Genomic DNA, 14,775 nt, shown 5'->3' on the forward strand with positions numbered 1-14,775 from the left:
TTTTTTAATTCGTTTCAATGAGTTAACTGGGTTTTAATTAAGTAATTATCTCCTAATTACTGCCAGTTTCCCCTGTTGAGGGGCGTATTATAGACGCTTTAAATCTCGAGTCAAGAGGTAATTTAACTTAATTCAAATAAGCTTGGTTATCCACATCACTAATCTACTTCCCTTACGATTAAATGCATCCTACGAGATCTTAAATAGAAAACAAGGAAAGTTTTTCAGAAATCTTCTAACTTCATAGATTTAATTGATTGAGCCTACTATCAAAAACAATAGTAGGCTCAAGTATTTTTTGATTTCTTAACACTAAACGTTAGTCAAAAGTATAGCTTACGCCAACGTTACCACCATTTTGGCTGCCACTACCACCAAAAGCACTACTGATAGAAAACTGTCCGTCAGATGTGGTGTAACCGACACCAAATGCATAACCTGTCTCACCTTCCCATGTACCACCGCCCAGACCAACGCTGACTTTACCCGGTACATTGGGGTAACGTAAAGCACCGAAAGCAAGCGCGCCTGCAACTGCTGAGTAGGTCTCTCCTTCTAGATCATTTATTCTTCTATCTGTATAACCGAAGGCTTCAGCACGATTTTGATCAAGCTGAGAGACATTAACTGCATCAGTTGGACTGATACCAGCGGCGACATTGGTAATTCGGCGCTGGCTGTTTGCGTTGCCCACTGATACGGTATTGTCTGCACTGGTCTGCGACCCTGCTCCTAATGCTATAGCATTGCTATGAGTTACACTACTATTAGCACCGATAGCCACTGCATTAGCTGCTTGAATGTTCACCGACTCACCGATAGCGACGGAGTTTGAGGCATTAGTCTCGTTTTCAAAAGCTGGTGTACTATTGGTACCAACTGTTGCCGCTGTAGCACCAACAGTTGCATTGCTACCTAGTACTACAGAGTTACTAGTAGTATCACCAATGACATTGTCGTTACCAACTGCATAATTGGCGTTACCACCGACGATATTGGGATCTCCAAATGCACCTGAGCGATCACCTGAAACAACATTGCCATTACCCACGCTAGTAGATTGATCGCCAGTCACTGTATTATTGATGCCTATAGCGACGCTGTCTTTACCTTTAGATTGAGCGTTAACCCCGATCGCTATCGCACCGTCAGCAGTAGCACCATTACCGCTATAATTACCTGCATCTTCGCTGTTATTAGAGTCATTAACGCTAAAAAAGCGAGCTTGGCTATCTTCGATTTTGTTTTCTAATTCAACTTTAGCTTCATCACTGATACCTGAATCACCTTTATCTCCTTTAGCGCCGTCGATACCATTTGTACCATCAGCACCGTTCAAACCATCTGTTCCGTTCTGACCTGCTGGACCAACTGGACCTTGAGCACCATCAATGCCGTCTTTACCATTTGTACCATCAGCACCGTTTAAACCATCTGTTCCATTCTGACCTGCTGGACCAACAGGGCCTTGAGTACCATCAATGCCGTCTTTACCATTGGTGCCATCAGCACCGTTTAAACCATCTGTTCCGTTCTGACCTGCTGGACCAACTGGACCTTGAGCACCATCAATGCCGTCTTTACCATTTGTACCATCAGCACCGTTTAAACCATCTGTTCCATTCTGACCTGCTGGACCAACTGGACCTTGAGCACCATCAATACCGTCTTTACCATTGGTGCCATCAGCACCGTTTAAACCATCTGTTCCGTTCTGACCTACTGGACCAACAGGGCCTTGAGCACCGACAGCACCATCTTGGCCGTTAATGCCATCCGTACCATTCTGACCGTCAATACCGTTTGTTCCATTGATACCGTCAGATCCTGCTGGACCTTGTGGACCAATTACTCCCGTATCGCCTTTAGGTCCAGGTGTGAGCTCAATCGTATTTATCTGTGTTTGTAAATCCGTTAACTTTCCGTCAACTGCGGTGAGCGCTGCACCTACATTGTTGTAGTCTGCATTGCTTATTCTATATGTGGGTGCTTGAAATACACCTGTATTACTGAACTGTGCACCCCCACCTAAAGCGGTTGCTACATTACTGAAATAAGAAATACCTGTTGTTTCTAACTTTTTTAACTGAGCAATATTCACGGCATCAGTATCGGATGTACCTGCTGCTACACCCGTAATTTGACGCGTCTGCAAGTTATTAGCATCACTAGTGTCACCGACACTGACTGCGGCTAAAGTCGATTGCCATGTGGCATCGGTTCTAGCATCAGCACCAAATCCCTGTACACCTGCGTCAACTGATGTTTTGCTTTGTGCGCCTAGAGCAATACTGTTACGAATATTAGCCGTTGATTCTGTACCCATCGCTACGCTGTCACGACCACTTGCTACTGATGTATTACCGATAGCTGTCGCGCGGATGCCGCTTGCTGTTGCGCCGATGCCTAGAGCTTCGTAGTCACTCTGTGCAAACTCAAAAATTTGACCGCCATTACCATCATCTTTAAAACGGCGATTCTGATTGTCTGTTTGTATGGGGGTGGTCGCGTCGACAAACTCAGCTTGCACCACTGCACCTACTACTGCAACTTGTGTAGAAGTACTGCCACTACCAACGGCAGTCGCGCCTGATTCTGAAGCTGTGTTACGAATACCCATCGCTGAGCTATTAAAACCTGAGGCTGTGTTACGGCTACCCATCGCTGAACTATCAATACCTGAGGCTTCATTTGCAAAACCCACTGCTGAGCTGGTAACTCCTGAGGCTGTGTTATTATTACCTAGTGCTAAGCTAGAATCTCCTGAGGCTACGTTGCCCCTACCCATCGCTGAGCTAGCAACACCTGAGGCTCTGTTAAAATTACCTATCGCTGAACTGGTAAGTCCTAAGGCTGTATTACCACTACCCATCGCTGAGCTACCATTACCTGAGGATTCATTGTTAAAACCCACTGCCGAGCTGAAACCTCCTAAGGCTTCGTTAGAACTACCTACTGCTGAGCTGTCATCACCCGAAGCAGTATTATCGTTACCTAGTGCTGAGCTACGGTCACCAGTTGCCTCATTGCTATAGCCCACCGCTGAACTATACAGCTTTGAGGCTGTGTTTAGACTACCTACCGCTGTACTACGTTCGTTGGCGGTTGAGTTGTCGCTACCTATTGCCAAGCTATAATCCCCTGCAGAGGTATTAATATAACCTACTGCTGAGCTAAAACGACCAGAAGCTACGTTCCTATGCCCTGCTCCCAAAGCCATTTGCCCATCTACTATATTGCTAGACCCTACCGCCGTACTATAAGTATTATCTACTTGGTTCAGTATGCCTAATGCGGAACTTCCTAGCTTATCAGCCCTATTTTGCGATCCTATAGCAGAACTACCAACACCTAAGGCGCTATTGTAAGCACCTATCGCTGAGCTACTTTCGCCAGAAGCAGTGTTTATAGTACCAACAGCTGAGCTATAAATATTTGAAGCTGTGTTGTCATAACCTATTGCAGTACTACGGACGCCTAATGCATCGTTTGAAAATCCACAAGCTATAGACTCTATTGATGGAGAGACACTGCCACCTGTTCCATTAAACTGCGTTAAGCACACATCTGCCTGAACACTCATCGCTGTCAATCCTAGCAATGAGCCAATTGCAACAGAAATGGCATGGCGACGTAGCGATGCGCCTGTTTGGCTAGCTGGCACAGTACCAACTTGACCTGATGTGTTGCTAGACTTTCCACCCGACTTGCTAATTTCACTAACGGCTGTATAGCAACCCGTAGAACGATTAAAAACAACGCGGTAAACATGGTTTAACATGAGAATATCCTGTGTGTATAAAGTTGCTATCGAAGCGACCATATGATGGCTATAACAAATAGAGCAACAGTTGCACTGTCGATCAAAAATATAAACGTTAATTTGAATGAATAATTACCTGTAGAATTTGATATCCGTATCGTTTGATAAGTGATAAATCAAGCACTAGATTGACTTGCTCTTGACTTAAGCTACCTACTAAATCCGTTCTTCTGATTCTAAAAAATAATTTTATATGCAATACAGACATAAAAAGAAACGTTATAAGTACATTCTGGAATGTTATGTTAAATTTGTAAAGTTCTTGTTTTGAATTTGTAACAGATGAACATATACTTTCAGGAATATATTGAAATGTCTGAAGCAAAAGGTAAAAACAACTATTTGATAGCACGCATAGAAAAGCCGCTTATTAGAAAATAAGCGGCTCTCATTACATGTATTTAATAGTTAGTCTAACATGGACTACTTTGATTTAGCTCCAGCCTGAAAACGACTAGTAATGGTATAAAGTAACATGAGATAGATATCTGTTTTAAATTTTAAATTTTATTTTGACCGTAGTAACAATACCAGACAACGCATAGATAATACCAATCGCTAAAAGGCCGACAGGGATATCATAGAGTATGATACTCATGACCAGCACACCGATGATAAGAACAACGAAAGGCACTTTCTTCTTATCAAATTCTTTGAAGCTATAGTACTTGACGTTACTGACCATTAGTAGACCACAAGTTACGACCCAAGCGGCAAACAAGAACATGACAGCTGTATCGTACTGACCAATCCACTCATTATGATCGACTGCGACCATGACAGCAGACGTCACTAAGATAGCGGCAAGTGGACTTGCTAGGCCAACAAAGTATTTTTTATCGACAATGCCAACCTGCACATTGAAACGTGCGAGGCGAAAAGCGGCACAAGCAGTAAAGACGAATGCACAGCCAATCCCGATACGACCTAACGGCTCTAAAGCAAAGCTATAAATCAAAATAGCAGGTGCAACACCAAACGCTAGCATATCTGCCAAAGAATCGTATTGCTCACCGAATGGGCTCTGTGCATTGAGCATACGTGCCACGCGCCCATCAGCCCCATCAAGAATAGCGGACAAAAATATAGCCAATGAGGCTTTATAAAACTCGCCTTGTGTACTGGCCAAAATTGAATAAAAGCCTGACAGTAGCGACAAAGTTGTAATTAAGTTGGGCGCTAAATACACACCGCGACTGACCACTCGCTGACCTTCTGTTACTTCAGCTTCAATCACTTCAAAGGTCAAACCGTCATAACTGTCATTTTCCGCTAGGCGGATATTGAACTCATGCTCATCGATAAATGGTGGCTGAGTTGCTGCACTGTCTTGTAGCAATCCATCATTTAGAGCCGTATCCTTTGAGGAAACGTGGTTTGATTGACCTGTAGATGATGGTGTATTGGTCATCTTAATATCCTTATTTGCCGACATTGCTACTCATTGAACCAGTTATTCACCGACTAACCAGCGCACATTGGTCGCGCTATCAGGTGTTAAGTCTGGCGCATCAGCTACTTTTAAAGCAGGCTGCAAGAAACGCACAATCTCACGCGCATGATTGTCAAACTGCCAAGGTGGATTGATAACCAGCAGACCTGTACCGTTAAGGCCAACCGCAACATCGTTTGGATAAATATTCAACTCACACACCAACTGACGGCGCATTTCAGTACGTTTCAGCTTTTTATAGAACAGTTCTACAGCTTCGACGTTCTTAATAGGGAACCAAAGCGCATAAGTGCCTTGTGGCCACTTATTATAAGAGTTAACCAACAAATTGATAAGGCGTGTAAAGTCTTTATGCTCTTGCTCATAAGGAGGATCAAGAAAAATTAGACCACGCTTCTCTTTTGGCGGAATAACTGCAGTGATACCTTCAAAGGCATCACGGTGATGGATACCGATTGGCAATTTATGTAGCTGATAGTTCAACGCATCATATTCGCTGGCTTTGGCTTCAAAAGCCTCGCCACGTACGCCCGCTTCCGGGTTTTTTTCGACATGATGGGCAATCCACCAAGGAGAACCAGGATAGACTTTACTGTCATAAGTGAATCTGGCTTGCTTGATGCCTTCCATATAATCTTTGACAGCAGCAGGTGCCTTTTCAGTATCGGCATTCAATAGGGCTTGAATACCACCTTTGGCCTCTCCAGTCTTGCGTGCTTCTTCACTGCTCAGTGAATAAAGTCCGCGACCGCCATAAGCGTCAAGCACATAAAAAGGTTTGTTTTTTTGCCCCAGTTGATTGAGCAGTTGTACCAATAAAATGTGTTTGACCACATCAGCAAAGTTACCAGCGTGGTAGGCGTGTTTATAGTTCATAATCTCAAAAGTTTAAATAAGAAAAATTGCATCTATGGTAGCATAGGCAGAGTAAAAGATAATGTGGTTTTGGTAAGTGCTTTCAATAAAAACGCATTGAATGACGGTATATCGACAGCTGATTGACAATAATGAGATGAAATGACGCAGATTATTAGCAACCTGAACGTGACAGAGTTGATAGCCGATCAGCCAATAGGTCCGGACAATCCACCATTACTGTTTCCAGACGGTCATAGTGACATCCCAGATATCCCAACCCAACATGTATTACAAGCCTCTGATTTTGCCGTGAGCTGGGAAGACAATCTGACTGAAATACAGCTTGATAAGTTCGTCAACGATGGTTGGATTATTATCGATGATGTCTTTAATAGTACCGCGTTGCTAGCCTTGCAAGCAGAAAGCGGTTTTATTGAATATCGTGATGCACAGCTCACTGCTGGTATTCGGGTAAGCGATATTCGCGGTGATAAAATACGCTGGATCACAGAAAACTTCTTTGCAGGCTTTTTTTATCTAGAAAGTATCAATACCCTTGCTTCCCTATTCAATCGTAGCTTGTTCGCGGGTATTCGTCATAGTGAAGCGCATTATGCCTGCTATCCGATTGGCTTTGGCTATCAATGGCACAGTGACAACCCTGCTGGGCGTGACGAACGTGTTATTTCAGCCGTGTTTTATTTGAATGATGAGTGGGCTGCCAGTGATGGTGGCGCATTAGAAGTCGTCGATAAACATGGTGTTCATCATAATGTGATGCCTGTTGCCAATAGACTGGTGATATTTGACAGTGACTTACGACATCAGGTGCAGATTGCTCATCGTCAGCGTTACTCTATCGCTACTTGGATGCGCCGAGATGGCTTGGTACCGTTCGTTGAAGAAAACAATTAAATCGTCACTTATTCATAAATAATATAATGTGATTTGAGTCGTAAACCACTATAAAAACAAACAAGTATTCCACTACTTTCGCAATATCAATCTTAAAAGTTAACTTTACACATAAAAGGTTTATCCATGTCTGACAGCAATCACCAAACTACCAATAATCAATCCGCAAGCCATCAACAAGAAGCGTTGGATTTAAGCATCGAACTGCTAGAACGTCCTTCAGTGACGCCAGATGATGATGGTTGCCAAGATATATTGTCAGAGCGATTGGAAAAAGCGGGCTTTGACTGTGAGTTTATGTATTATGGTGATAGACAGGCAAAGGGCGAACACGCTGAAGTCAAAAACTTGTGGGCGCGTCGCGGCACGACTGACCCAGTCATTTGCTTTGCAGGCCATACCGATGTCGTACCAACTGGTGATGCTAAAAACTGGACCTACCCACCATTTACCCCGACCATTGCTGATGGGTATCTATGGGCGCGCGGTGCGGCTGACATGAAAACAGGTATTGCGGCTTTTACTGTCGCAGCCGAACGTTTTGTCGCCAATCACCCTGAGCACAATGGTTCGATTGCTTTTTTAATCACCTCAGATGAAGAAGGCCCATCAATCAACGGCACAGTAAAAGTCATTGAAACCTTAGAAGCGCGTCAAGAAAAAATCACCTATTGCTTGGTTGGTGAACCATCAAGTACCGATACGCTAGGTGATATCATTAAAAATGGTCGTCGCGGCTCATTGGGTGCAGTGCTCACAGTGACTGGTAAGCAAGGTCATGTCGCCTATCCGCATCTAGCGTGCAATCCTATTCATGCTGCAATGTCAGCATTGGCTGAATTGACCTCGACTGCATGGGACAATGGCAATGACTATTTCCCAGCAACATCACTGCAAATCTCAAATATCAATGGTGGCACAGGCGCAACCAATGTCATTCCTGAAACGCTAGAAGTTGTGTTTAACTTCCGCTTTTCAACGGAAACCACTGAAGATGAACTGAAGGCAAAAACGCATGCTATCTTCGATAAGTATTTTGCCGATAATCAGATGTTAGAGAATAAGGCGAGCTACGATATCCATTGGAAGTTATCTGGTCAGCCGTTTTTGACCCCTGAAGGTAAACTGGTTTCTGCCTGTCAAAAAGCAATCAAAAAAGTTACTGATACTGATACCACGCTATCTACTTCAGGCGGTACTTCTGATGGGCGTTTTATCGCACCAACAGGCGCGCAAGTAGTCGAGCTAGGTGTGCGTAATGCGACAATTCATCAAGTTGATGAAAAGGTAGAAGTCGATGATTTGGGTAGATTGGCACAGATTTATGAAGGGATTTTAGAAAACTTACTGCTAGATTAGTTATTCGTTAAAGAAAGCAATAAAAAGCGCCAAATCTTAATTAGATTTGGCGCTTTTTATTATTTTGACTGATTTATTCAATACTAATTTTATTCGATACCGATATAAACATCAACTTGACCATACTCTAGATTGCCATCAATATAATGCTCAAAATCAACATCAAAAGTTCGGGTGTGCTCACAACTGCGATCATTAAAATAAGTCCAAGCTTTTTCCCAGGCATTCATCACAGTGTAAGGCATTCTACCCTCTTCAGAGAATACCATGTACTTTCCTGCAGGAATATCTACTGTTACTAGGTTTGTAGACTTAGCAGTCTTTTCATTGTCTGATGGCTCTTGCTCACTGACTACTTTCCAACTAGCAACCACATCAAAAGCACCGACCAAATCATCGCTCTCATAGTTATGATAGACACCATAAATATCTTCACCTTTAGGCAGATCACTGGCGTGGTTTTGGTAAAACTTCTGCCATAAACGACCCAGTTTGGCTGTTTCTTCGCTAATCTCAGCGTTGTTAGTAGTACGAACGCTAATGCCACTGCAAGCTATCGCTTCTGGTAGCTCTTTAATTTGTGAAATCATGATACGGTATATCCTGTATATTTATACGGTTTTTTATTTGAGAAAGATTGAAATGAGCGCGTACTAAAAAAGCCATTAGCGTTGCAAAGTAACTCTAATCTGCTTCATCAATCCAATTCATCTGAATGGCTTCTAAAATGCCCTCATTTGATTTTTGTGGATCATCATCAAAGCCTTCAAGTTCAGTCACCCAACGATGCAAATCGGTAAAACGTATATATTGTGGATCAGTCTCTGGGAACTTTTCATACAACTCAATAGCGATATCTAAGCTGTCCGTCCATTTTAATTTTTGCGGGATCATAGCGGCTCCTTATCTTTTAAACGATTTTGATAAAATGGTTTTGACGATTTGATAGGCGCTATTTTACCAAAATTCATCAGATGATTATAGACAAGTTAATTTTATATGGCAGCTTATACTATCTACGCCGACTTGGCAGACTTCAAAGCAGCCTGATGGTTGTTCCATGTGGCAATAGTGTCGGTCAAATGCTCCCCTACCATGTCCAATACTTCTGGCGTACACTTGCCTTTTTTATCTGTAAAGATAAATTTGGTCATACCCATACTCATCAGCTGATTTTTCACAAAGAAACGATGCTCAAAATATACATATTTCTGATCCCATCCTGCAACCTTACTACTGAGTGTCACTTTATCCAAAAACTTGATTGGTTTCAGATAAACCATCTCTTGCATAGACATCACCCAATTCAATTTCTTAATACCTTTTTGATGACAGCACGCCATTACCCAGCGAGTGACATTTAATTCAATAAAAGACAAATAGCGGTAATTAGGCAAGTGGTCACGAAACCCCATGTCATGCGGCAATACTCGATAGTTACGGACAGTCGGTGCGGTCAACGTCTCTATGCTAATGCGCTCGCTCATTGATTGCTGTTTTAGTTGTTGTTTTAGCAAGCTAACCATAATAAAAAAACGGATCAACATGTTCATAAGTAACTCCCTTAACTCTTATTTTTTATAGATATCGATGTCATATAAATGCTGCCTACTTTAACGCAAAAAAAGCCACCTCAGTGACTTTCTTTACTTAAAAATTTATAGGCAAAAGCTAACAGTTAAACATACATTTCAATGACTAATGACCTGCGCCATTGATACTACGAACCATCTCTTCGACCATTTTCTTCGCATCACCAAAGATCATCATGGTTTTGTCCATATAGAACAGACTGTTATCAAGACCTGCATAACCCGTGTTCATTGAACGCTTGATGACCATAATCGTTTGGGCTTTGGTGACTTCTAGAATTGGCATACCAAAAATTGGCGAAGTTGGGTCATCTTTCGCAGATGGGTTCACAACGTCATTTGCACCGATAACCAAGACAACATCCGTACTTGCGAAGTCTGAGTTAATCTCATCCATCTCTAAAATATCATCATAAGGTACATCGGCTTCAGCCAATAGTACGTTCATATGACCTGGCATACGACCCGCGACCGGATGAATGGCAAAACGCACATTCACACCTTCTTCTTTTAGCAGCTCGTACAACTCTTTGACTGCATTCTGCGCACGACCTTGCGCCATACCATAGCCCGGTACGATCACAACACTGCTTGCATTGGCCATTAAGAAGCCTGCATCTTCTGCCGAACCGGCTTTGTAGTTCTTCGGTGCGCCATCATCGCCGCCCGCTGCCACAGCGCCTGTACCCATACCGCCAAATAAAACGTTGAGTAATGAGCGGTTCATGGCTTTACACATGATGTAAGACAAGATCGCACCTGATGAGCCAACGAGCGACCCTGCGATAATCAGCATTGAGTTGCCAAGGGTGAAACCAATGCCTGCTGCTGCCCAACCAGAGAATGAGTTCAATAGCGATACAACCACTGGCATATCGCCGCCACCGATTGGGGCAATCCACATCCAACCGAAGATAACGGCAATCACAGCCATTGCATAAAATGCTGGTAATGAGTCAGTAACGAAATAAACGCCACCAAAACCAATCATTGCAATGAACAATAGCGCTTGGACAGGTTTTACCCAGCCGCCAACCAATGTTTTAGCCCAGCTTTTCGCTGCTAATTTACCAAAGGCAAAGACCGAGGCTGAGAACGTAATCGCACCGATGAAACAACCAATAAACAGCTCAACTCGGGCAACGGCGCCATGCTGTTGCTCAGTATGTAGCACGGTTGCCAAGGCAATGGCGACTGCAGCTAAACCGACGAATGAATGCATCAAAGCCACGGTTTCTGGCATTTGGGTCATCGCAACCGTCTTTGCCTTCCACATACCAACGAGGGCACCTAAAATCATCGCGCCAATAATTAACCAAAGCACAGGGCCTTCTGCTAAGAAGAAGGTCGTCACGACGGCAATCGCCATCGCTACCATACCAAAGCGGTTACCTCTGATAGCCGTCTTTGGGCTAGACAAACCACGTAAGGTTAAAACAAAAAGAATCGCGCCGACTAGATAGAACCAATCTGCATTTGCCGCAATCATTGCTGAGAAGTCGTTCATGCGTCACCTCCAGTTTCTGTTGCTACTGGTGCTTTTTTTACTTTCGGTTTAAACATCGCAAGCATACGCTCGGTCACGGCAAAGCCACCGAAGATATTGATACTGGCTAAAAATACGGCAAAAGCGCCAAGTATACTGGTTGGTGTAAAGATAGAGCCATCAATGGTGACGGTCTGTAGCATGGCACCAACGATGACGATACTTGATAGTGCGTTGGTGACGGCCATCAATGGTGTATGTAGTGCAGGCGTAACGCCCCAAACCACGTAGTATCCGACAAAAATAGCGAGTACAAATACGGTAAAAATCGCGACAAATGGTGTACTAGCCATTGCGGCACCAGCTGGTGCTGACGCTAAAATAGTGGCAATCATCTAATCCTCCTAAAATTTATTCATGTCTGGCAAATGTATGGTGACAACGTTAATAGTGACAGGCTGTAAAAACTTAGCCCAGTCAAACTAGCGTTTGGCCAGTCGTACCTGATTGTCATGTGTCACTGCCAGTGCGCCCTGAATCTCGTCTTCCATGTCTACGTTAAGTGCCAATTTTGCTGAAGCGTCATCTCCAGCAGGCGCAATTAAGGTCGTGATAAAGTTAACCAAGTTATTGGCATACAAATCTGAAGACTGGGCGGCAAGCTGTGAAGGGATATTGGCAGCACCAACGATACGTACGCCATTGTCCGTGGTAATGGTTTGGTCAGGCAAGCTGCCTTCCACGTTACCACCGGTACCAGCCGCCATATCGATCAATACTGAACCTGCTTTCATTTTAGCGAGGGTTGCGCCGTGCACCAGACGCGGAGCATTACGACCAGGAATCTGCGCTGTGGTAATAACGATATCCGCGTTGCTTAATGCTTTGTCTACAACAGCTGCTTGATCTTTGACATATTGCTCTGATGGCGTCCAAGCATAGCCACCTGTAGACTTGGCGGTCTCAGCCTCCTCTGCACTCATTGGCACATCCAGCCATTTACCACCGAGTGACTCCACTTGCTCACGAGCAGTCGGACGTAAATCACTAGCTTCTACCACTGCACCCAGACGCTTTGCCGTTGCAATCGCTTGTAAACCTGCCACCCCGACACCTAAGATAACAACCTTGGCGGGTTTAACCGTACCGGCTGACGTCATAAACATTGGGAATGGACGTGAATACTCATTCGCCGCTAGCAATACGGCTTTATAACCCGCAAGGTTGGCCTGTGATGACAGTACGTCCATATTCTGTGCGCGTGACAAGGTACGGGGTAATAGCTCCATGGCAAAGGCGGTTGCACCTTTAGCCGCATAACTATCAAGCTGAGTGTTGCGATAAGGGTCAAGCATGCCAATGACGATCTGACCAGATGACAAGCCATCGATGGCTTCAGCTGATAGGTCATTGACGGTGGTAATAATCTGAGACTGGGTAATGACCTCGGCACTGCTACTGGCAATGTCGGCACCAGCAGCTTGATATAGCTCATCAGCGTAGTACGCTGCTTGACCTGCATTTGACTGAATGACAACTTCAAACCCAAGTTTACGCAACTTTTTGACTGCGTCTGGGGTTATGGCTACACGGCTCTCGCTCGCGCTATCTGCACTGATTACACCGATTTTCATACCGTCTCCTTACTTACGTCCAATGACTGTACTTATAATGACTATAATTACGTCTCACGACTACCTTTAATACCCTCAACGCACATCTAAAAAGCACAGGGGACAAAAAAACCTTTGGTTTTGATTGGATCAGTATTGCGACCAAAGGTTTATCAATTTAATAAATGATAGCGACTTTGCCATCATGCCTTTTTATTATAGGTACATCGTCCACCAACTTTCATTGTTTAATGATGACCCATAAGTAAATAAAAAGTTAATTATTTGTACCATCTATATAACTTTTATTGTTATATTAAAAAAATTTATTTTTTTAATACCCTTAATGCTTTGCAAAATATAACCTTGTATCACTAGGCCACCCCCATATCACAGACCATTACCTCAATAGACACACAGCTGATAGCTCCCTCGATATTATCTGTGCTGTTTCTCTTGTTTTGATGGTTATATTTGAACTGAAGGTAAGCTCTAACAGTCACAATTGATATATTTTAGAATCGTGTGAAAAAGCAACGAGCCGGTTAAGTTCAAACGATAGGTGTCGTATAATAGGTAAGCTTGACGTGGTAATTGGATCGTCAATGACTCACTATAATAAGGAATAACGATGTATTTTTTACTCTCCCCTGCTAAATCTTTGAACGAAGCAGACGCTATACCGTTAAATCTAGGCAACTACTATAGTCAGCCTGAACTGATTGAACATTCACAAGTATTGATGCAAGTACTGAAGTCTAAAGAACCGATTGACTTACAAGAGCTGATGAGCATTTCTAATGATTTGGCACAGCTTAATGCGACGCGCAATCAGCAATGGCACTGGAGTAAAGAACAACCATTCACTGATAATACTAATGTGGCAAAACCTGCTGGGTATTTGTTCGATGGTGATGTTTATACTGGTCTTGATATGTATCACATGGATAAAGACACGACTATCTACGTCAATGAGCACTTAGGCATTTTGTCAGGGCTTTATGGTGTGTTAAAACCTTTAGATTTAATCCAACCATATCGCTTAGAGATGGGTACCAAGCTGAAAAATGAGCGCGGTAATAACTTATATGAGTTTTGGGGTGAGGAAGTGACTGAGGTTATCAATGCGCGAATGGCTGATAGCGACGATAAAACATTGATTAATCTGGCTTCTAATGAATACTTTAAGTCTGTAAAGAAAAAAGCATTGAATGCTGACATCATTACACCACGATTTGAGGATGAAAAAAATGGTCAATATAAAGTGATTAGCTTTTATGCCAAAAAAGCACGTGGACTAATGGTTAAGTATGCGGCAGATAATAAGCTGACCAATGCTGAGCAACTAAAGCAGTTCGATCTAGCAGGATATTACTACTGTGAAGAAGCATCTGATGATAAAACGTGGACGTTTAGGCGGGATAGTGTGCATCAGTAAATTTGATTTTATTATTAGTTAAAAGATACTAAACATTTATAAGAAAACCTCGATAAGCTCAGCCTATCGAGGTTTTTCTATGTGACACCCACTACCCTATTAAACTAGATACAAAAAAGCCCTGCTATCTTTCGATAGCAGAGCTTTCGGTAGTTCAAACACTTTCACAAAAATACTTATAACTACAGTGAAAAGCGCTTTATGGATTGACTAAAGCAGTACGACTAGGCGACCAAGT

Annotated in this window: 12 protein-coding genes; 3 read left to right on the forward strand and 9 right to left on the reverse strand. The window is 43.1% G+C overall.

From position 1 onward, the window contains the following. Positions 1–319: 319 nt before the first annotated feature. The 3 genes from I6E83_RS12240 to I6E83_RS12250 form a co-directional block, all read right to left on the reverse strand. Complete coding sequence (locus tag I6E83_RS12240) at positions 320–3,781, reverse strand: ESPR-type extended signal peptide-containing protein (protein WP_197102275.1); 3,462 nt, start codon at positions 3,779–3,781, stop codon at positions 320–322. Positions 3,782–4,316: 535 nt separating this feature from the next. Beyond that, positions 4,317–5,234, reverse strand: a complete 918-nt coding sequence (gene pssA, locus I6E83_RS12245; protein WP_227680941.1) for a CDP-diacylglycerol--serine O-phosphatidyltransferase — start codon at positions 5,232–5,234, stop codon at positions 4,317–4,319. Positions 5,235–5,276: 42 nt separating this feature from the next. After that, the gene (locus tag I6E83_RS12250) at positions 5,277–6,152 is read right to left on the reverse strand and encodes a 23S rRNA (adenine(2030)-N(6))-methyltransferase RlmJ (RefSeq protein WP_110923987.1); all 876 of its coding nucleotides are present in this window, start codon (positions 6,150–6,152) and stop codon (positions 5,277–5,279) included. Between the two features lie 141 nt (positions 6,153–6,293). Here I6E83_RS12250 and I6E83_RS12255 point away from each other — a divergent pair, with 141 nt between their 5' ends. Beyond that, positions 6,294–7,049, forward strand: coding sequence for a 2OG-Fe(II) oxygenase (locus I6E83_RS12255; protein ID WP_197102277.1), 756 nt, complete (start codon positions 6,294–6,296; stop codon positions 7,047–7,049). Between the two features lie 126 nt (positions 7,050–7,175). Next, on the forward strand, positions 7,176–8,408 hold the full coding sequence (dapE, locus tag I6E83_RS12260; protein WP_197102279.1) for a succinyl-diaminopimelate desuccinylase: 1,233 nt from the start codon (positions 7,176–7,178) through the stop codon (positions 8,406–8,408). Positions 8,409–8,497: 89 nt separating this feature from the next. On the opposite strand, the gene I6E83_RS12265 is transcribed toward dapE, so the two are convergent. The 6 genes from I6E83_RS12265 to I6E83_RS12290 all read right to left on the reverse strand — a co-directional run bounded on the left by I6E83_RS12265 (position 8,498) and on the right by I6E83_RS12290 (position 13,120). Beyond that, the gene (locus I6E83_RS12265; protein ID WP_197102281.1) at positions 8,498–8,998 is read right to left on the reverse strand and encodes a GyrI-like domain-containing protein; all 501 of its coding nucleotides are present in this window, start codon (positions 8,996–8,998) and stop codon (positions 8,498–8,500) included. Positions 8,999–9,092: 94 nt separating this feature from the next. Beyond that, entirely contained in the window at positions 9,093–9,302 is a 210-nt protein-coding gene (gene iscX, locus I6E83_RS12270) for a Fe-S cluster assembly protein IscX (RefSeq protein WP_010196865.1), read from the reverse strand. 122 nt (positions 9,303–9,424) lie between these two features. Further along, positions 9,425–9,961, reverse strand: a complete 537-nt coding sequence (locus tag I6E83_RS12275) for an acyl-CoA thioesterase (RefSeq protein WP_197102283.1) — start codon at positions 9,959–9,961, stop codon at positions 9,425–9,427. A gap of 145 nt (positions 9,962–10,106) precedes the next feature. Continuing rightward, on the reverse strand, positions 10,107–11,507 hold the full coding sequence (locus I6E83_RS12280) for an NAD(P)(+) transhydrogenase (Re/Si-specific) subunit beta (RefSeq protein WP_413787069.1): 1,401 nt from the start codon (positions 11,505–11,507) through the stop codon (positions 10,107–10,109). Next, positions 11,504–11,839, reverse strand: a complete 336-nt coding sequence (locus I6E83_RS12285) for a proton-translocating transhydrogenase family protein (RefSeq protein ID WP_197102426.1) — start codon at positions 11,837–11,839, stop codon at positions 11,504–11,506. The genes I6E83_RS12280 and I6E83_RS12285 overlap by 4 nt, the downstream gene beginning before the upstream one ends. A 129-nt stretch (positions 11,840–11,968) precedes the next feature. Beyond that, positions 11,969–13,120, reverse strand: a complete 1,152-nt coding sequence (locus I6E83_RS12290) for a Re/Si-specific NAD(P)(+) transhydrogenase subunit alpha (protein WP_197102285.1) — start codon at positions 13,118–13,120, stop codon at positions 11,969–11,971. 610 nt (positions 13,121–13,730) lie between these two features. Between I6E83_RS12290 and yaaA the strand changes: the two genes are divergently transcribed. Beyond that, on the forward strand, positions 13,731–14,537 hold the full coding sequence (gene yaaA / locus I6E83_RS12295) for a peroxide stress protein YaaA (RefSeq protein WP_197102287.1): 807 nt from the start codon (positions 13,731–13,733) through the stop codon (positions 14,535–14,537). The last annotated feature ends 238 nt before the right edge of the window (positions 14,538–14,775 follow it).

Source organism: Psychrobacter sp. SZ93C1, assembly GCF_015864635.1.
Taxonomy (GTDB): Bacteria; Pseudomonadota; Gammaproteobacteria; order Pseudomonadales; family Moraxellaceae; genus Psychrobacter; species Psychrobacter fozii.